Below are 17264 nucleotides of genomic sequence, written 5' to 3'. Positions count from 1 at the left end.
CACCGCCGGCCGGTCCCGGGCCCGGAGCGGTACCGGCCGAGCACCACGTGGCGGACGGCCGGGCGGGCCCGGGACCCGGCGTTCTATGCTCCGTGCCGGGGAGGTGCGGATGGCGGCGATCGACGACCGGCCGGCGGACGGCCGGGCGGGAGGGGCACGGGCCGTGTCCGCGCGGGCCCGGGCGGTGCTGGACGCCTTGGAGCATCTCGTCGGCGGGATGGGCACCGGTCTGCTGGCGCTGCTCGCGACGCTGTGGCTGGCCGTGACCGCCGTGGCCTGTCTGGCCGGGGTGGGCCTGTGGCTGCTGCCGTCCGCCCTGCACGCGGTACGGGCCGTCGCCGACCGGGAGCGGGCCCGGCTCTCCCGCTGGGGCCCGGAGATCATCGGGCCGGCGCCACCGCCGGCCGGGCTGCGGGCCGCGGTCACCGACCGCGCCGTCCGCCGCGAGGTGCGCTGGGTGGGCACGCACGCGGTCTTCGGCCTGTTCCTCGGACTGATCGGGGCGACGCTGCCGCTGAACGCGGCACACGACATCGGCTTCCCGCTGTACTGGCGCTTCCTGCCGGAGAGCGAGGCCACCGCGGCCGCGGGCTGGTGGATCGTGCGCGACTGGCCCGGCGCCCTGTTCGTCATGCTGCTCGGCGTGCTGTGGGTCGGTTGCATCGTGCTGTGTTCCCCCGCGCTCGCCCGGTTGCAGGCCTGGCCCGGGCGGCGGCTGCTGACCCCCGACCCCGGCACCGACCTCGTGCTGCGGGTCGCCGAACTCACCGCCACCCGGGCCGCCGCACTCGACGCCCACGCCACCGAACTGCGCCGTGTGGAGCGGGCGCTGCACGACGGCACACAGAACCGGATCGTCGCGGTCACCATGCTGATCGGCGCGGCCCGCCGCGCCCTGACCCGCGACCCCGCCGAGGCCGACGCCGTCCTCGGGCGTGCCCAGGAGGCCGCCGAACAGGCGCTGGCCGAACTGCGGGCGGTCGTCCGCTCCATCCTCCCGCCGGTCCTGGCCGACCGCAGTCTGCCCGACGCCCTCACCGCCCTGGCGGCCGGCTGCCCGGTGCCCTGCCGCGTCGACACCGACGTGGCGGGACGGTGCGCGGCGTCCGTGGAGGCGACGGCGTACTTCGTGGTCGCCGAGGCCCTCACCAACATCGCCAAGCACAGCGGTGCCCGTGACGCCGGTGTCGTCGTGCGCCGCCTGGACGACCGGCTGTACGTGGAGGTCCACGACGACGGCCGCGGCGGGGCGGACGAGCGCAACGGGTCCGGGCTCACCGGCATCCGCCGACGCACCGAGGCGCACGACGGAACACTGGAACTGGCCAGCCCGCCCGGCGGCCCCACCACTCTGAAGGTGACCCTGCCATGCGGATCGTGATCGCCGAGGACGACGCCCTGCTGCGCGAAGGGCTCGCGCTGCTGCTGCGCGCCGAGTCCCTGGACGTGGTGGCCACGACCGAGGGCCCCGACACCTTCCTGGACGCCGTGGACGCGGAGAAGCCGGACGTCGCCATCGTCGACGTCCGGATGCCGCCCACCCACACCGACGAGGGGATCACCGCCGCCGTGGAGGCCCGGCGGCGCCGGCCCGAACTCGCCGTCCTCGTCCTGTCCGCCTACGTCGAGCAGGCCTTCGCCACCGACCTGCTCGCCCAGGGCAGCGCCCGGCTCGGCTATCTGCTCAAGGAACGGGTCGGCCGGGTCGAGGAGTTCCTCGACGCGCTGCACCGGGTGGCGGACGGCGGCACCGCCATCGATCCCGAGGTCGTCGCCCAACTCCTCATCCGCACCCGGCCCGACGCCCGTCTGCGACGGCTCAGTCCCCGGGAGCGGGACGTACTGGCCCTGATGGCCGAAGGACTGGGCAACACGGCCATCGCCGAACGGCTCGTCGTCAGCGACGGCGCCGTCCACAAACACATCCGCAACATCTTCGCCAAGCTCGACCTGGCGCCGACCGACCGCACGGACCGCCGGGTCGCGGCCGTGCTGCACTATCTGGAGGACGCCCGGCGCCGGGCCTGACCCGGCGGCCCCGGCCCGGCGGGCCGGGGCCGCGTCGGGTTACGCCGCCAGCCGCTCGGCGAGGGACTTGGCCCTGATGGCGGCGTCGTGGTGGGCGCGCTCGCGGGAGCTCTCGAAGAGCGGGATCAGCTCGGCCATCGCCGGGTTCTGCGCGGCCATGGTCAGCTCCGGGACGATGAAGTCGAGGTCGAGGCCGAGGAAGTCGACCAGCACCGCCCGCAGGTAGTTCTGGACGTACTCGTAGCCCTCGCGCGGGGTGCCCGGCGCGTAGGAGCCGCCGCGACTGGCGATCACGGTGACCGGGGTGCCCTTGGCGGAGGGGTTCTCGCCCGCGGTGCGGCCCATCAGGGCCACGTTGTCCAGCCACGCCTTGAGCGTGGAGGGGATCGTGAAGTTGTACATCGGGGCGCCGATCAGCAGCGCGTCCGCCCGCTCGAACTCCTCGATCAGCTCCAGGCGCCCGGCGAAGGCGGCGGCCTGCCCGGGAGTGTGCGCGGAGGGGTCCGCGAAGCCCGCCGTGTGGGCGTCGGCGGTGAGGTGCGGGACGGGGTTCGCGGCGAGGTCGCGGTAGATCACCGTGCCCTCGGGGTGCTGCTCCTCCCACGCCTTGCGGAAGGTCTCCGCCACGGCGCGGGACGCGGAGGCGGACGCCGGGAAGACGGAGGAGTCGATGTGCAGAAGGGTGGCCATCCGGGGTTTCTCCCATGGGTGCGGGGGCGGAGGCGTCACGACGCCACCGCTGAAGTTTCGTACTCGACTATGAATAACACAGGTACTTACTTTTTTTCATCCCCTTGTGGGGGCGTAGTACCCTGGGCGCATGGCGGTCGAGCAGGCGCATGAGGCAGAGGCGTGCAAGAAGGTGGACGGCGGCATCACCCGCGTCTTCCAGCTGCTCGGAAAGCGCTGGACCGGCCCGATCGTGGCCGTGCTGGTGGAACAGCCGGCCTACTTCGCCGATCTGCGCCGGGCCGTCCCCGGCATCAGCGAGCGCATGCTCTCCGACCGGCTGACGGAACTGGGCGCCGCGGGACTCCTGGTCCGCGAGGTCGACGAGGGACCGCCGCTACGGGTCGCCTACCGTCTGACGGAGTCGGGCGCGGCGCTGGGACCCGCGCTCAAGGAACTCGGCAAGTGGGCCGAGACGCACCTGCCCGAGGGCAACCCCTGTACGGAGTCGACGGGCTGCTGAGGCCGCCGGCCCCTCGCACTACTCCTCGAACAGCGTCTCCTGCTCGCCCTCCTTGGCCCTCCGCAGCCGCCGGACGCGCGCCCCCACCGTCATCGTCGTGGCCGCCGCGGTCACCGCGAAGGCCGCCGGGATCATCCAGCTCCGGTTGACCGCGTGGCCGAGGGCGTGGTCCAGGGAGAGCCTGCCGGGGCCCGTGACGGCGAGTCCGGCGGCCGTCAGGCCCAGGGACGCGGCGTACTCGAAGCCGCCCTCCTGGTTGAAGAAGCCGTTGGGCGCGTGCACGGCGGACGCGCCCGCCATCGCGCCGGCCGCCGCGGCACCCGCCGCCGGGGTGGCCAGACCGAGCGCGAGCAGCACACCCCCGCCGGCCTCGGCGAGGCCCGCCGCCGTGGCGCTCGCCCTGCCGGGCACATAGCCGATGGACTCCATGAACTGGCCGGTGCCCTCGATGCCACCGCCGCCGAACCAGCCGAACAGCTTCTGCGCGCCGTGCGCCGCGAGCACCCCGCCCGTCCCCAGCCGGAGCAGCAGCAGGCCCAGATCACGTCGGTCGTAACAGGTCACGTCGTCTCCCGGAACAGTGGCTTGGCCCGACCACCGTCGCACCCCCACCACCGGCCCGGCGCGCCACCGGTCGCCGTTCGGGTGACGCGGGTGGCGGGCTCCGGCGGCCGGTACGACGCTGGCAGACATGACGATTCAGAGCACCCGTCTCAGCGACCCCGCCGTCCGCGCCTTCGTCACGGCCGTCAACAACCACGACCGGGACGGTTTCCTGTCCCTGCTGGCGCCCGGCGCGACCATGGCGGACGACGGTTCCGAACGCGACCTCACCGAGTGGATCGACCGGGAGATCTTCTCCTCCCACGGGCACCTGGAGGTCGACAACGAGTCCGGCGGCGGCCGCCGCCTCCTCGCCCGCTACAGCAACGACACCTGGGGCGAGATGCGCACCCGGTGGTCCTTCACCGTCGACGACGACGGCCGCATCTCCCGCTTCGAGACCGGCCAGGCCTGACCGTACGGGGCTGTCGGGCGAAGCCCGCGCGCGAACGCGGCGGTTCATGCCCGAGGATGTGGTCGACGCCGCGCCCGACATCCTGAGCGCCGCACGCCGGGGGTGAGTGGCCCGGCTCACATGGCGTACCGGACCCGCCACCGACACGATGGTCCCTGTCACCGGCAGGCTGAAGGGATCGAGAATGTTCCGCAAGGTGCTGGTCGCCAACCGCGGCGAGATCGCGATCCGTGCGTTCCGCGCGGGCTACGAACTGGGCGCCCGAACCGTCGCCGTCTTCCCGCACGAGGACCGCAACTCGCTGCACCGCCTGAAGGCGGACGAGGCGTACGAGATCGGCGAGCCGGGACATCCGGTGCGGGCCTACCTCTCCGTCGAGGAGATCGTCCGGGCCGCGCGCCGCGCGGGCGCCGACGCCGTCTACCCGGGCTACGGATTCCTGTCCGAGAACCCCGAACTGGCCAAAGCCTGCGAAGAGGCCGGCATCACCTTCGTCGGACCCAGCGCCCGGATCCTGGAGCTGACCGGGAACAAGGCCCGCGCGGTGGCCGCCGCCCGCGAGGCCGGGGTGCCCGTGCTCGGCTCCTCGGCGCCCTCCACCGACGTCGACGAACTCGTCCGCGCCGCCGACGGCATCGGCTTCCCCGTCTTCGTCAAGGCGGTCGCCGGCGGCGGCGGACGCGGCATGCGCCGCGTCGAGGACCCCGCCCAGCTGCGGGAGGCCATCGAGGCGGCGTCCCGGGAGGCGGCGTCCGCGTTCGGCGACCCCACGGTGTTCCTGGAGAAGGCCGTCGTCGAACCCCGCCACATCGAGGTGCAGATCCTCGCCGACGGGCAGGGCGACGTCATCCACCTGTTCGAGCGGGACTGCTCGGTGCAGCGCCGCCACCAGAAGGTGATCGAACTCGCGCCCGCCCCGAACCTCGACCCCGCGCTGCGCGACCGCATCTGCGCCGACGCCGTGAACTTCGCCCGGCAGATCGGCTACCGCAACGCCGGCACGGTGGAGTTCCTCCTCGACCGGGACGGCAACCACGTCTTCATCGAGATGAACCCGCGCATCCAGGTCGAGCACACGGTCACCGAGGAGGTCACCGACGTCGACCTCGTACAGGCGCAGCTGCGCATCGCCGCCGGCGAGACCCTCGCCGACCTCGGGCTCTCGCAGGAGACCGTCACCCTGCGCGGTGCCGCGCTGCAGTGCCGTATCACCACCGAGGACCCCGCCAACGGCTTCCGCCCGGACACCGGCCGGATCAGCGCCTACCGCTCACCCGGCGGCTCCGGCATCCGCCTGGACGGCGGAACCACCCACGCCGGTACGGAGATCAGCGCCCACTTCGACTCGATGCTGGTGAAACTCACCTGCCGGGGCCGGGACTTCGGCGCCGCGGTGGGACGGGCCCGGCGCGCGGTCGCCGAGTTCCGCATCCGCGGCGTCGCCACCAACATCCCCTTCCTGCAGGCGGTCCTGGACGATCCGGACTTCCAGGCCGGACACGTCACCACGTCGTTCATCGAGCAGCGCCCGGAGCTGCTCACCGCCCGCCACTCCGCCGACCGCGGCACCAAGCTGCTCACCTACCTCGCCGACGTCACGGTGAACAAGCCGCACGGCGAGCGGCCCCAGCTCATCGACCCGCTCACCAAGCTGCCGCCGCTGCCCGCCGGTGAACCGCCGGCCGGCTCCCGGCAGCGGCTCGCCGAACTCGGCCCCGACGGCTTCGCCCGCCGGCTGCGCGATTCCCCGACCACCGGCGTCACCGACACCACCTTCCGCGACGCCCACCAGTCGCTGCTCGCCACCCGCGTCCGCACCAAGGACCTGCTCGCCGTCGCCCCCGTGGTGGCGCACACCCTGCCCGGACTGCTCTCCCTGGAGTGCTGGGGCGGCGCCACGTACGACGTCGCCCTGCGCTTCCTCGCCGAGGACCCCTGGGAGCGGCTGGCCGCCCTGCGGGAGGCCGTGCCCAACATCTGCCTCCAGATGCTGCTGCGCGGCCGCAACACCGTCGGCTACACCCCGTACCCGACCGAGGTGACCGACGCCTTCGTCCAGGAGGCGGCGGCCACCGGCATCGACATCTTCCGCATCTTCGACGCGCTCAACGACGTCTCCCGGATGCGGCCCGCCATCGACGCCGTGCGCGAGACCGGCACGGCCGTCGCCGAGGTGGCCCTGTGCTACACCGCCGACCTGTCCGACCCGTCCGAACGGCTCTACACCCTCGACTACTACCTGCGCCTGGCCGAGCAGATCGTCGAGGCCGGCGCGCACATCCTGGCCGTCAAGGACATGGCCGGACTGCTGCGGGCCCCCGCCGCGGCGACCCTCGTGTCGGCCCTGCGCCGGGAGTTCGGCCTGCCGGTCCACCTGCACACCCACGACACCGCCGGCGGCCAGCTCGCCACCTACCTCGCCGCGATCCAGGCCGGCGCGGACGCGGTCGACGGAGCCGTTGCCTCCATGGCGGGCACCACCTCCCAGCCCTCCCTGTCGGCGATCGTCGCCGCGACCGACCACTCCGAGCGTCCCACCGGCCTCGACCTGACGGCCGTAGGCGACCTGGAGCCCTACTGGGAGAGCGTCCGCAAGGTCTACGCCCCCTTCGAGGCCGGCCTGGCCTCGCCGACCGGCCGCGTCTACCACCACGAGATCCCCGGCGGACAGCTCTCCAACCTGCGCACCCAGGCGATCGCCCTCGGCCTCGGCGACCGCTTCGAGGACATCGAGGCGATGTACGCCGCCGCCGACCGGATGCTCGGCCGCCTGGTGAAGGTCACCCCCTCGTCGAAGGTGGTCGGCGACCTGGCCCTGCACCTGGTGGGCGCGGGCGTCTCCCCGGAGGACTTCGAGGAGGAGCCCGACCGGTTCGACATCCCGGACTCCGTCATCGGCTTCCTGCGCGGCGAGCTGGGCACCCCGCCCGGCGGCTGGCCCGAGCCGTTCCGCAGCAAGGCCCTGCGGGGCCGCGCCGAACCCAAGCCGGTCCGGGAACTGACCGCCGACGACCGCGCGGGCCTGGCGAAGGACCGCCGGCCCACCCTCAACCGGCTCCTCTTCCCCGGCCCCACCCGGGAGTTCGAGACGCACCGCCAGTCGTTCGGCGACACCAGCGTCCTGGACAGCAAGGACTTCTTCTACGGGCTGCGCCCCGGCACGGAGTACAGCGTCGACCTCGATCCCGGTGTGCGGCTGCTCATCGAGCTGCAGGCGGTGGGCGACGCCGACGAGCGGGGCATGCGCACCGTGATGTCCACCCTGAACGGCCAGCTGCGGCCGATCCAGGTCCGCGACCGGGCGGCGGCCTCCGACGTCCCGGTCACCGAGAAGGCCGACCGCGCCAACTCCGGCCACGTCGCGGCCCCGTTCGCCGGTGTGGTGACCCTCGCGGTCGCCGAGGGCGACGAGGTGGCGGCCGGGGCCACGGTGGCCACGATCGAGGCGATGAAGATGGAGGCCGCGATCACCGCCCCGAAGTCCGGCACGGTCGCCCGGCTGGCGATCAACCGGATCCAGCAGGTGGAGGGCGGTGACCTGCTGGTGGAACTCGGCTGAGCCGGCCCGTCCGGCCGGCAGGGTGCTCACGCCGTCCGTCTGCTGCCAGAGGCGGTCATCGCCCCCGCCGCCCCGTCCCGTCCCCGAGGGCTTCGCCCCCGGACCCCCTTCGCGGCCACGCGGCGGAGCCGCATGCCGGCACGGCCCCGCGCCCCTGAAGGGGCGCGGGGAACTGCGCGAGCAACCACTCACCCACCCGCACGCCGGGATCAAAGGGGCAGCGCCCCTCGAGGACGGGAACGGGAAGGGGCGGCGGGGGCGAGGAACCAGTGGTCACCGGGCCGCGCGGTGCGAAGTCGCCCCGTGTCCCTGCCGGACAAGCCTGCGCAGCCGAGCTGTGGGACCGTAGATTATGCGTTGGCCAGAACAGCCCCCGAACGACTACGGACGGTACTCATGACCGACCCTGCCGCGGCACCCGGATCAGCGCAGCAGAAGATCGACACCTCGGTGCCGCACTCGGCCCGGATCTGGAACTACTGGCTGGGCGGGAAGGACAACTACCCCATCGACGAGGAGGCCGGTGACGCCTACACCGCCGTCTTCCCCGGGATCGTCACCATCGCCCGCAGCAGCCGCGCCTTCCTGCGCCGCAACATCACCTATCTGGCCGGCGAGGTGGGCATCCGGCAGTTCCTGGACATCGGGACGGGGCTGCCGACGGCCGACAACACCCACCAGGTCGCCCAGCGGATCGCCCCCGAGTCCCGGATCGTCTACGTCGACAACGACCCGATGGTCCTGGCCCACGCCCGCGCCCTGCTCTACTCCACCCCGGAGGGGGCGACCGCGTACGTGGACGCCGACATCCTGGACCCCGACCGCATCCTGGAGGTCGCCGCCGAGACGCTGGACTTCAAGCGTCCCACCGCCCTCATCCTCAGCAACATCCTGGGCCACATCGCCGACTACGACCAGGCGCGTTCCATCGTCACCCGGCTGATGGCCGCACTGCCCTCCGGCAGCTACCTCTCCGTCAACGACGGCTCGCGCGGCATCGATCCCGTCTTCGAGCAGGCCCAGGACGCCTACAACGAGAGCGGCGCCGTCCCCTACAACCTGCGCACCATCGATCAGATCGCGGCGTACTTCGAGGGCCTGGACCTCGTCGAGCCCGGCGTCGTCTCGGTCCCGCTCTGGCGCCCGGACAGCGATACCCCCGCCCTGGAACCCATCGGCGAGCACGGCGGTCTCGCCCGCAAGCCCTGATGTAATTCGCTGGACAACACCGGGCGCGGCGGCGAGCGTTGGAGGCATGGAGCAGAAGGAGATCTGGGACGCTGACGCCGCCCGGCGTTATGACACGCCCGGCACCGGCATGTTCGCGCCCGAGGTTCTGGACCCGGCGGTGGACCGCCTCGCCCGGCTCGCGGGGGAGGGAGCGGCACTCGAGTTCGCCATCGGCACGGGCCGGGTGGCCGTTCCGCTCGCCGGGCGCGGAGTGCCCGTCACCGGCATCGAGTTGTCCCCGCCGATGGTGGAGCAACTGCGCACCAAGGCCGACGAGGCGACGATCCCCGTGATCATCGGTGACATGGCGACCACGGTCGCCCCCGGTGAGTACACCCTGGTCTACCTCGTCTTCAACACCATCTCCAATCTGCTCACCCAGGCCGAACAGGTCGAGTGCTTCCGCAACGCCGCCCGCCATCTCGGCCCCGGCGGACGGTTCGTCATCGAACTCTGGGTCCCCGAACTGCGCAGACTCCCGCCGGGCCAGGCGGCCACGGTCTGGCATTCCGAGTCCGGGTACATCGCCCTGGACACCTACGACGTCCTGCGCCAGCACGCCGTGTCGCACCACTTCCACTTCGACGACAGCCGGGAGGCGAAGCTGTTCCGCAGCCCGCACCGCTACATCTGGCCGGCCGAACTCGACCTCATGGCCCAACTGGCAGGTTTCGAGCTGGAGTCCAGGCACGCGGACTGGGACGGCGCCGCGTTCACCGCCGAGTCGCGCTCCCACGTCTCCGTCTACCGCCTCCCGCCCTCCCCGTAACCGCGCACCGGTTCCACGACGCACCCATTACATCGATGAATGCTGCCCACCGGAAGGACTTTGAACTCATCGATGACAAAGTATGGACGGGTTGAGCAGAAGTCTCCTAGCGTGTCGGCCGCAACCGTTGGCGTTTCGCCCATTCGGCACCGGAGTTATCCGGCCCTCCGGTCGACTCAGCAGGAGGAAGCATGGACGCACGGCTGTACCGGCGCGCCCGAAGATCCCTGACAGGACTGCTCGTCGGCGCGTTCGTCGCGGGCGGGCTCTGGGGAGCCCCCCTGGCATCGGCCCGGCCGGACTTCGCGTCCCGGGCCGACGTCCCGCCCCAGGAGCCCGGAGTCACCCTGCGCGTCTTCGACGTCCAGGTCCCGCTCGAGAAGATCTGCACGCTCAAGCCCGGACAGACCCCCAACGTCGACAAGCTGATGCCGACCGTCGACTGGAGCACGACCGGCGACTTCGGCGGGTTCGGCGACAACTTCGTCACCCAGGTCACCGGCAACATCCATGTGCCGGCCGACGGTTCGTACACCTTCCGGCTCTCCAGCGACGACGGCTCACGGCTGCTGATCGGTGATCAGGTGGTCATCGACCACGACGGGCTGCACGGCGCCGAACCCAAGGACGGCACCGTCCAACTCACCGAGGGCATGCACGCGTTGCGCATCGACCACTTCGAGCGCGGTGGCGACCAGGTGCTCCACCTCGCCTGGCGGCCGCCGGGCGCGAGCGACTTCGCGACCGTGCCGAACGCGGCCCTGAGCACCGACGCCGGCGTGGTCCGCGTCACCGCCCCGGGCCGCAAGGAGTGCGAGGGCATCAGGGACTCGCCGGGCGACGGCCTCCCGCTCAACTCGGTGCGCCCCGACCACACCCTCACCGACCTGCGCCCCGAGGGCTTCGAACCGCAGGTCACCGGCATGGACTGGCTGCCCGACGGCCGTCTGGTGGTGAGCACCTGGGGCGGCACCGACAACACCGCCGGCGAGGTCTACGTCATGGACGAGGTCACCGGCACCACCGGCCCGGACAAGGTGAAGGCCACGAAGATCGCCGAGGGCCTCAAGGAGCCGATGGGCCTCAAGGTCGTCGACGGCACCATCTTCGTCTCCCAGAAGCACGAGCTGACGGAGCTGGGCGACAGCGACGGCGACGGCGTCATGGACGAGTTCAGGACGATCGCCACCTGGCCCTACGGCGGCAACTTCCACGAGTTCGCCTTCGGACTGCTGTACCGCGAGGGCTACTTCTATCTGAACCTCTCCGTCGCCATCGACTACGGCGGCGCCACCACGGACCCGCAGCCCGCACCCGGTCGCGGCGCCACCATCAAGGTCGACAGGAAGACCGGCGAGGTGAGTTACATCGCCGGTGGCCTGCGCACCCCGAACGGCATCGGCTGGGGCCCCGGCGGTGACATCTTCGCCACCGACAACCAGGGCGGCTGGCTCCCCTCGTCGAAGCTGGTCCACATCGAGCAGGACCGCTTCTTCAACCACTACACCAACCCCGCGGGCCCCTTCGACTCCGAGCCGGTGACCCAGCCGGTGCTCTGGCTCCCGCAGAACGAGATCGCCAACTCGCCCAGTAACCCGCTCTACCTGACCAAGGGCAGGTTCAAGGGGCAGATGCTGTTCGGCGACGTCACCTACGGCGGTCTCCAGCGCGCCTACCTGGAGAAGGTCAAGGGCCAGTACCAGGGTGCCGTCTTCCGCTTCACCCAGGGCCTCGAAGCCGGCGTCAACCGGATCACCATGGGCCCCGACGGCGCGATCTACGCGGGCGGTCTGGGCGCGGACGGCAACTGGGGCCAGGAGGGCAAGCTCAGGTACGGCCTCCAGAAGCTGACGCCGAACGGCGGCAACACCTTCGACATCCAGGCCATGCGGGTGAAGAAGGGCGGCTTCGAGCTGGAGTACACCCAGCCGCTGTCACAGGAGACCGCCGACGACCTTGTCAGCCACTACGAGGCCGAACAGTGGCGCTACACCCCGACGCGCGACTACGGCGGACCCAAGATCGCCGAGGAGACCCTGGAGGTGACCTCGGCCAAGCTGTCTCGCGACCGCAAGAAGGTGACCCTGGCCGTCGAGGGACTCAAGCCGGGCCGCGTCGTGCACCTCCGCTCCCCGCGCCCGTTCAGCTCGGCGTCGGGCGAGACCCTGTGGAGCACGGAGGCCTGGTACACCCTCAACGCCATGCCGGGCAGGCAGCCCGCACCGGGCCCGCTGTACGAGGCCGAGGAGGCGGCCCTCACCGGCGCGGCCGGCATCAACACCGACCACCGGGGCTACTCCGGCAGCGGCTTCGTCGACCGGTACGGCACCCAGGGCGCCACCACGACCTTCGACGTCGAGGTGCGCAGGAGCGGAACGTACGACCTGGGGCTGCGCTACTCCAACGGCCCGAACCCCTTCCAGGGCACCAAGTCCCTCTCCCTGTACGTCAACGGCCGGAAGGTGAAGCAGACCGAGTTCCGCAGCACCGGTGACTGGGACACCTGGTCGACGCAGACCGAGACCCTGAGACTGCGCGCCGGGCACAACAGCATCGCCTACCGGTACGACGAGGGCGACACCGGCCACGTCAACCTCGACCTCCTCAGCGTCGACCGGCACGGCAGGCCGGTCGGCCTGTTCGACGGCGACGGCCTCGAGCGGTGGCAGCACACCGACGGGCGCCCCGTGGAGTGGCCCGTCACCGACGGCGCGATGGAGGTCTGCTGCGGGGACATCCGCACCAAGGACAGCTACGACGACTTCAAGCTGCACGTGGAGTACTGGCTGCCCCAGCTGCCCCCGGACGTGACGGGGCAGGACCGCGCCAACAGCGGCGTCTACCTCCAGGACCGCTACGAGCTCCAGATCCTGGACTCCTACGGGGACACCACACCCGCCACCAACGAAGCGGGAGCGATCTATCTGAAGAAGGCCCCCGACGTGAACGCCGCCCGCGCGCCCGAGACCTGGCAGTCGTACGACATCGTCTTCCACGCGGCGCGCTACGACGCCGAAGGGAACAAGACGTCGGACGCGCGGGTCACCGTGGTGTGGAACGGCAAGAAGATCCACGACGACGTGACCGTCGACGGCCCCACGGGCGGCGGGATCGCCGAGGGTCCCGCAGCCGGAGCCATCCGGCTGCAGGACCACGGCAACAAGGTCCGTTACCGCAACATCCGCATCGAACCGCTGAGTTAGCGCGCGACGGCCGGGTCCGGTGTCCTGTCGTCCGGCGCGGACGGCAGAACACCGGACGCCTCGTCCTCCGAGGAGCGGCGGGCGCGGATCCCGGTCATGCCGAAGGCGGTCAGGGCCGCGGCGACGGCCGCCGCCACCCCGCACACCGGACAGGCGGTGCCGAAGCCGCTGCCCAGGGCGTCCAGGGCGAGCCCGTGCGCCGTCGATCCGGGGGCGCCGGGCGGCAGGCCGTCCACCGCGATCGGCCCGCCGGCCCGGGCGGCCTCACCCGCCACGGCGGCCTCGCCGGGCGTCAGGCCCGCACCCGGCAGGTTCGCCGTGAACGCCGACCCCGCGCCGCTGAGGGCGACCGCGCCGACGACGACGGGGCCGAGCGCGAAACCGAGGTCGCGCAGCATGTCGGTGGTGGCGCCGGCCATGCCCGCCAGGTGCGGGGGCACGCTGTTCAGCGCCACGGCCGTCACCGAGCCGACGGTCAGGTGCGTCTACACCGACCACGGCGTCTTCGCCCCGGCCACGACGGGTCCGCGTCCTGGAGGCGTACGGCATCACGGCCGCCCGGCTGCAGGAACGACTCGACGGCGCGGGACCTCGTCGCCACCGTCGCCGAGGGGACACCGGACGCGATCATGGCGTGGCCGCGGCGGACCGCCGACATCCGGCCGGCCGTCCGGCCGATCATCCGCAGCGGCCGCGATGCCGCGGTGATCGACCCGGAACTCACCGACCTGGTCGAGCGCCGGCTGGAGGAGGCCATCGGCGACATCGAGGACGGGCTGACGGCGGCCGGACGGTTCGAGCCCCACCAGCGCCGCTTCCGGGGCGTACTCGCCATGTCCCGGCTCGACTACGTCGCCCGGCCCTGGCACCGTGCCGACTGGAAGCTCATCCGCGACCGGATGCCCGACGAACTCGGCGCGAGCCGGGTGCGGCTGCCGACCTGACGGGACCCGGCACGAGAACCCGGAAAAAATTCCGGCGGAGATGTCGAGAACCCGCGTCCGGCTCCGTCCCCGGGGTGAACACGACCACAATGGCCGTACCGGAACCGAGGAGCACACCATGGCCAAGTACCTGCTGCTGAAGCACTACCGAGGCGCTCCCGCCGCGGTCAACGACGTCCCCATGGACCAGTGGACGCCCGAGGAGATCTCGGCGCACATCCAGTACATGAACGACTTCGCGGCCCGGCTGGAGAAGACCGGCGAGTTCGTCGACGGCCAGGCGCTCGCCCCCGAGGGCACATGGGTCCGGTACGACGGGGAGGGACGCCCGCCGGTCACCGACGGCCCGTTCGCCGAGACCAAGGACCTCATCGCCGGCTGGATGGTGATCGACGTCGACGACTACGAGCGCGCCGTCGAGCTGGCCGGGGAACTGTCGGCCGCCCCCGGGGCGGGCGGGAAGCCGATCCACGAGTGGCTGGAGCTGCGCCCGTTCTACGGCGTGTCGCCCACCATCACGGAGTGACCCCACCCATGGACGAGGCCCTGCTCCGCAGCCTCACACCGAGCGTCCTCGCCATCCTGGTCCGCCGCGGAGCCGACTTCGCGGCGGCCGAGGACGCCGTACAGGACGCGCTGGTCGAGGCGATCCGTGTCTGGCCCGCCGACATGCCGCGGGACCCCAAGGGCTGGCTGATCACCACGGCCTGGCGCAAGTTCCTCGACGCGACGCGGGCGGACGCCGCCCGCCGCCGGCGTGAGGACCGCGTCGACGAGGAACCGGCACCCGGGCCCGCACCCGACGCGGACGACACGCTCCAGCTCTACTTCCTGTGCGCCCACCCGTCGCTGACGCCGTCCTCCGCGGTCGCGCTCACCCTGCGCGCCGTGGGCGGACTCACCACCCGCCAGATCGCCCGCGCCTACCTCGTGCCCGAGGCGACCATGGCGCAGCGCATCAGCCGGGCCAAGCGCACCGTGTCCGGCGTGCGCTTCGACCGGCCCGGCGACGTCGCCACCGTGCTGCGCGTCCTCTACCTCGTCTTCAACGAGGGCTACTCGGGGGACGTCGACCTCGCCGCCGAGGCCATCCGGCTCACCCGGCAGCTCGCGGCCGCCGTCGACCACCCCGAGGCGGCGGGGCTGCTCGCCCTCATGCTGCTCCACCACGCCCGGCGCGCCGCCCGCACCGCGCCCGACGGCAGCCTGGTGCCGCTCGCGGAGCAGGACCGCGGCCGCTGGGACACCGGGGCGATCGTCGAAGGCATCGGGATCCTGCAGGCGGCCCTCGCCCGCGACCGGCTGGGCGAGTTCCAGGCCCAGGCCGCCATCGCCGCCCTCCACGCCGACGCGCCCACCGCCGGGGAGACCGACTGGGTGCAGATCGTCGAGTGGTACGACGAACTCGCGCGACTGACCGACAGCCCGGTCGTCCGGCTCAACCGCGCGGTCGCCGTCGGCGAGGCCGACGGGCCGCGCGCCGGGCTGGCGGCGCTCGCGGAGCTGGACGCCTCCCTGCCCCGCCATACCGCGGTGGCGGCCTACCTCCACGAGCGCGACGGCGACCCGGCGACGGCGGCACGGCTGTACGCCGAGGCGGCCCACAAGGCACCCGACCTCGCCGAGCGCGCCCACCTGACACGCCAGGCCGCCCGGCTCAACTCCCGCCGGCCCCGCTGACACGCCGAACGGCGAAGCCCTGACCACTCGGCCGGGGTTCGGGACCATGCCGGTCCCCGGCCCGGAAAGCGGAAAGCCGGGGCGGACGAGGCCGCGCGTCGACCGGTACGACGCCCTCCGCCGTGGGCCTCCCGGTGCCGGGAACGTCCCCCGCGGCGACGTTCCCGCCCGGCCACGGACTGGTCGCGGAACTCTCCAACGGCGAACCGCTCGCCGACGCGCACAACGCGCTGCCGCCGCCGGACGCCTTCCACCTGCCGGTCGGCCGCCCCGTCACCCACAAGATCTACCGGGACGCCGCGCACCCCTCCCGGCTCGTGCTGCCGTTCACGAAGCGCGAGGCGGCGGGGAAGGAGCAGCCGAAGGGCGAGTGTCAGTGCCCGGTGGCACGCTGAGGTCAAAGGGATTCAGCGAAAGGACATCGCGGTGATCACCACTGACTTCGCCCCCGGCTCCCCCTGCATGCTCGACCTCGGGTCCCCCGACGTCCGGGCCGCCGCGGCCTTCTACGGCGCGGTCCTCGGCTGGGACTACGAGCCCATGGGGGACGGGGAGGACATGGAAGGCGGGATGTTCCGCAAGGACGGCAAGATGGTCGCCGGACTCGGCAAGCTCACCGAGGAGGGCGCCCGCCCGGCCTGGATGATCTACTACACCGTCGCCGACGCGGACGCCACGACCCAGGCGGTGGAGCGCGCCGGCGGCACCGTGCGGGTGCCGCCGATGGACCTCGAACAATGGGGGCGGATGGCACAGTACAGCGACCCGCTGGGCGGCCAGTTCGCCGTCTGGCAGCCGGGGGAGAGCAAGGGCGTCGACCTGGTGGACCAGCCGGGCTCCCTGTCCTGGACCGAGCTGTACACCAGCGACGCGGCGGCCGCGAAGGAGTTCTACGGCGGTGTCCTCGGCTGGCGGTTCAGCGACATGGAGATGCCGGGCGGCGAGGGCACCTACACCCTGATCACCCCGGCCGGACTGCCCGAGGAGCGGATGCACGGCGGCCTCATGGAGGTCCGCAAGGAGGACCTCGCCCCGGCGGGCGGGCGGCCGTACTGGCACCCGGTCTTCAACGTCACCGACTGCGACGCCGCGGTGGCCGAGGTCACCGGGAACGGCGGGAGCGTGCAGATGGGACCGGAGGACGCGGAAGGCGTCGGCCGCCTGGCCGTCTGCCTCGACCCCTTCGGCGCGGACTTCGTCGTGCTCACCCCGGCCGAGAGCTGAACGCCGGGGACGACGGGCCGGCCGTCACCGGGCCGGCCGCTGCGCGTACACCTCGATCTCGATCCTCATACGCGGATCGGCCAGACCGCACATGAGCATCGTGGCGGCCGGCCTGACGTCGCCGAAACAGCGGCGCAGGACCGGCCAGCAGGGCTCGAAGTCGTCCCGGTCGGGCAGGAGGTAGCGCACCCGCACCACGTCGGCGAAGGAGCACCCCGCCTCGGCCAGCGCGGCCCCGATGTTGCGCAGGCACTGCTCGGCCTGCTCCACCACGTCGTCGGAGATCGTCATGGTGGTGTAGTCGAAGCCGGTCGTCCCGGACACATGCACCCAGTCGCCGTGGACCACGGCGCGGGCGTAGCCGATCTGCTCCTCGAACGTCGAGCCGCTGAGGATCGCACGTCGCTCTGTCATACG

17 protein-coding genes are annotated in these 17264 nt (G+C 72.3%); 13 read left to right on the top strand and 4 right to left on the bottom strand.

What is annotated here, in order from left to right; genetic code table 11:
- The first annotated feature begins 109 nt into the window (after positions 1-109).
- Together ACZ62B_RS32230 and ACZ62B_RS32225 are read left to right on the top strand one after the other, a co-directional pair.
- Positions 110-1381 carry a sensor histidine kinase gene (locus tag ACZ62B_RS32230; protein ID WP_344562490.1) on the top strand — a complete coding sequence of 424 codons (1272 nt, stop codon included), beginning with the start codon at positions 110-112 and terminating at the stop codon, positions 1379-1381.
- Complete coding sequence (locus ACZ62B_RS32225) at positions 1369-2028, top strand: response regulator transcription factor (RefSeq protein ID WP_344562488.1); 660 nt, start codon at positions 1369-1371, stop codon at positions 2026-2028. The genes ACZ62B_RS32230 and ACZ62B_RS32225 overlap by 13 nt, the downstream gene beginning before the upstream one ends.
- A 39-nt stretch (positions 2029-2067) precedes the next feature.
- Here ACZ62B_RS32225 and ACZ62B_RS32220 read toward each other — a convergent pair whose 3' ends face one another.
- Positions 2068-2718: an FMN-dependent NADH-azoreductase gene (locus ACZ62B_RS32220; RefSeq protein WP_344562486.1), complete on the bottom strand. Its 651-nt coding sequence runs from the start codon at positions 2716-2718 to the stop codon at positions 2068-2070.
- Between the two features lie 130 nt (positions 2719-2848).
- Here ACZ62B_RS32220 and ACZ62B_RS32215 point away from each other — a divergent pair, with 130 nt between their 5' ends.
- Positions 2849-3220, top strand: a complete 372-nt coding sequence (locus ACZ62B_RS32215; protein WP_344562484.1) for a winged helix-turn-helix transcriptional regulator — start codon at positions 2849-2851, stop codon at positions 3218-3220.
- Positions 3221-3238: 18 nt separating this feature from the next.
- On the opposite strand, the gene ACZ62B_RS32210 is transcribed toward ACZ62B_RS32215, so the two are convergent.
- Positions 3239-3784 carry a DoxX family protein gene (locus tag ACZ62B_RS32210; protein ID WP_344562482.1) on the bottom strand — a complete coding sequence of 182 codons (546 nt, stop codon included), beginning with the start codon at positions 3782-3784 and terminating at the stop codon, positions 3239-3241.
- Positions 3785-3911: 127 nt separating this feature from the next.
- Here ACZ62B_RS32210 and ACZ62B_RS32205 point away from each other — a divergent pair, with 127 nt between their 5' ends.
- The 5 genes from ACZ62B_RS32205 (at position 3912) to ACZ62B_RS32185 (ending at position 12999) form a co-directional block, all read left to right on the top strand.
- Positions 3912-4238 carry a hypothetical protein gene (locus ACZ62B_RS32205; protein WP_073934058.1) on the top strand — a complete coding sequence of 109 codons (327 nt, stop codon included), beginning with the start codon at positions 3912-3914 and terminating at the stop codon, positions 4236-4238.
- 184 nt (positions 4239-4422) lie between these two features.
- Positions 4423-7797 carry a pyruvate carboxylase gene (locus tag ACZ62B_RS32200; protein ID WP_468724725.1) on the top strand — a complete coding sequence of 1125 codons (3375 nt, stop codon included), beginning with the start codon at positions 4423-4425 and terminating at the stop codon, positions 7795-7797.
- A gap of 396 nt (positions 7798-8193) precedes the next feature.
- Positions 8194-9006 carry an SAM-dependent methyltransferase gene (locus ACZ62B_RS32195; RefSeq protein ID WP_469693052.1) on the top strand — a complete coding sequence of 271 codons (813 nt, stop codon included), beginning with the start codon at positions 8194-8196 and terminating at the stop codon, positions 9004-9006.
- A gap of 46 nt (positions 9007-9052) precedes the next feature.
- Positions 9053-9796, top strand: a complete 744-nt coding sequence (locus ACZ62B_RS32190; protein ID WP_468724727.1) for a class I SAM-dependent DNA methyltransferase — start codon at positions 9053-9055, stop codon at positions 9794-9796.
- Between the two features lie 191 nt (positions 9797-9987).
- Positions 9988-12999 (top strand): 3-keto-alpha-glucoside-1,2-lyase-like domain-containing protein, encoded by a 3012-nt coding sequence (locus ACZ62B_RS32185; RefSeq protein WP_469693050.1) that lies wholly within the window; start codon positions 9988-9990, stop codon positions 12997-12999.
- Here the strand turns inward: ACZ62B_RS32185 and ACZ62B_RS32180 are convergent.
- Positions 12996-13463, bottom strand: a complete 468-nt coding sequence (locus ACZ62B_RS32180; protein WP_469693049.1) for a hypothetical protein — start codon at positions 13461-13463, stop codon at positions 12996-12998. The genes ACZ62B_RS32185 and ACZ62B_RS32180 overlap by 4 nt on opposite strands.
- 165 nt (positions 13464-13628) lie before the next feature.
- On the opposite strand from ACZ62B_RS32180, the gene ACZ62B_RS32175 reads away from it, so the two are divergent.
- The 5 genes from ACZ62B_RS32175 (at position 13629) to ACZ62B_RS32155 (ending at position 16847) form a co-directional block, all read left to right on the top strand.
- Complete coding sequence (locus ACZ62B_RS32175) at positions 13629-13943, top strand: hypothetical protein (RefSeq protein ID WP_344562469.1); 315 nt, start codon at positions 13629-13631, stop codon at positions 13941-13943.
- 118 nt (positions 13944-14061) lie between these two features.
- On the top strand, positions 14062-14469 hold the full coding sequence (locus tag ACZ62B_RS32170; protein ID WP_073934052.1) for a YciI family protein: 408 nt from the start codon (positions 14062-14064) through the stop codon (positions 14467-14469).
- Positions 14470-14477: 8 nt separating this feature from the next.
- The gene (locus ACZ62B_RS32165) at positions 14478-15623 is read left to right on the top strand and encodes an RNA polymerase sigma factor (RefSeq protein WP_468885216.1); all 1146 of its coding nucleotides are present in this window, start codon (positions 14478-14480) and stop codon (positions 15621-15623) included.
- A 134-nt stretch (positions 15624-15757) separates the two neighbouring features.
- Positions 15758-16018 carry a hypothetical protein gene (locus ACZ62B_RS32160; protein WP_344562466.1) on the top strand — a complete coding sequence of 87 codons (261 nt, stop codon included), beginning with the start codon at positions 15758-15760 and terminating at the stop codon, positions 16016-16018.
- A 31-nt stretch (positions 16019-16049) separates the two neighbouring features.
- On the top strand, positions 16050-16847 hold the full coding sequence (locus ACZ62B_RS32155) for a VOC family protein (protein ID WP_344562464.1): 798 nt from the start codon (positions 16050-16052) through the stop codon (positions 16845-16847).
- Positions 16848-16871: 24 nt separating this feature from the next.
- Here ACZ62B_RS32155 and ACZ62B_RS32150 read toward each other — a convergent pair whose 3' ends face one another.
- Positions 16872-17261, bottom strand: a complete 390-nt coding sequence (locus ACZ62B_RS32150) for a RidA family protein (RefSeq protein ID WP_344562462.1) — start codon at positions 17259-17261, stop codon at positions 16872-16874.
- Positions 17262-17264: the final 3 nt, after the last annotated feature.

It is taken from the genome of Streptomyces sp. NPDC053426 (assembly GCF_055585405.1).
The sequence above is the reverse complement of the archived record's forward strand: the minus strand, read 5'-3'. Positions and strand labels throughout refer to the sequence as shown.

What these genes read in the sequence shown, in the direction of transcription:
- ACZ62B_RS32230 (WP_344562490.1), top strand. Translation starts at nt 110, where the DNA reads ATGGCGGCGATCGACGACCGGCCGGCGGACGGCCGGGCGGGAGGGGCA.
- ACZ62B_RS32225 (WP_344562488.1), top strand. Translation starts at nt 1,369, where the DNA reads ATGCGGATCGTGATCGCCGAGGACGACGCCCTGCTGCGCGAAGGGCTC.
- ACZ62B_RS32220 (WP_344562486.1), bottom strand. Translation starts at nt 2,718, where the DNA reads ATGGCCACCCTTCTGCACATCGACTCCTCCGTCTTCCCGGCGTCCGCC.
- ACZ62B_RS32215 (WP_344562484.1), top strand. Translation starts at nt 2,849, where the DNA reads ATGGCGGTCGAGCAGGCGCATGAGGCAGAGGCGTGCAAGAAGGTGGAC.
- ACZ62B_RS32205 (WP_073934058.1), top strand. Translation starts at nt 3,912, where the DNA reads ATGACGATTCAGAGCACCCGTCTCAGCGACCCCGCCGTCCGCGCCTTC.
- ACZ62B_RS32200 (WP_468724725.1), top strand. Translation starts at nt 4,423, where the DNA reads ATGTTCCGCAAGGTGCTGGTCGCCAACCGCGGCGAGATCGCGATCCGT.
- ACZ62B_RS32195 (WP_469693052.1), top strand. Translation starts at nt 8,194, where the DNA reads ATGACCGACCCTGCCGCGGCACCCGGATCAGCGCAGCAGAAGATCGAC.
- ACZ62B_RS32190 (WP_468724727.1), top strand. Translation starts at nt 9,053, where the DNA reads ATGGAGCAGAAGGAGATCTGGGACGCTGACGCCGCCCGGCGTTATGAC.
- ACZ62B_RS32185 (WP_469693050.1), top strand. Translation starts at nt 9,988, where the DNA reads ATGGACGCACGGCTGTACCGGCGCGCCCGAAGATCCCTGACAGGACTG.
- ACZ62B_RS32175 (WP_344562469.1), top strand. Translation starts at nt 13,629, where the DNA reads ATGGCGTGGCCGCGGCGGACCGCCGACATCCGGCCGGCCGTCCGGCCG.
- ACZ62B_RS32170 (WP_073934052.1), top strand. Translation starts at nt 14,062, where the DNA reads ATGGCCAAGTACCTGCTGCTGAAGCACTACCGAGGCGCTCCCGCCGCG.
- ACZ62B_RS32165 (WP_468885216.1), top strand. Translation starts at nt 14,478, where the DNA reads ATGGACGAGGCCCTGCTCCGCAGCCTCACACCGAGCGTCCTCGCCATC.
- ACZ62B_RS32150 (WP_344562462.1), bottom strand. Translation starts at nt 17,261, where the DNA reads ATGACAGAGCGACGTGCGATCCTCAGCGGCTCGACGTTCGAGGAGCAG.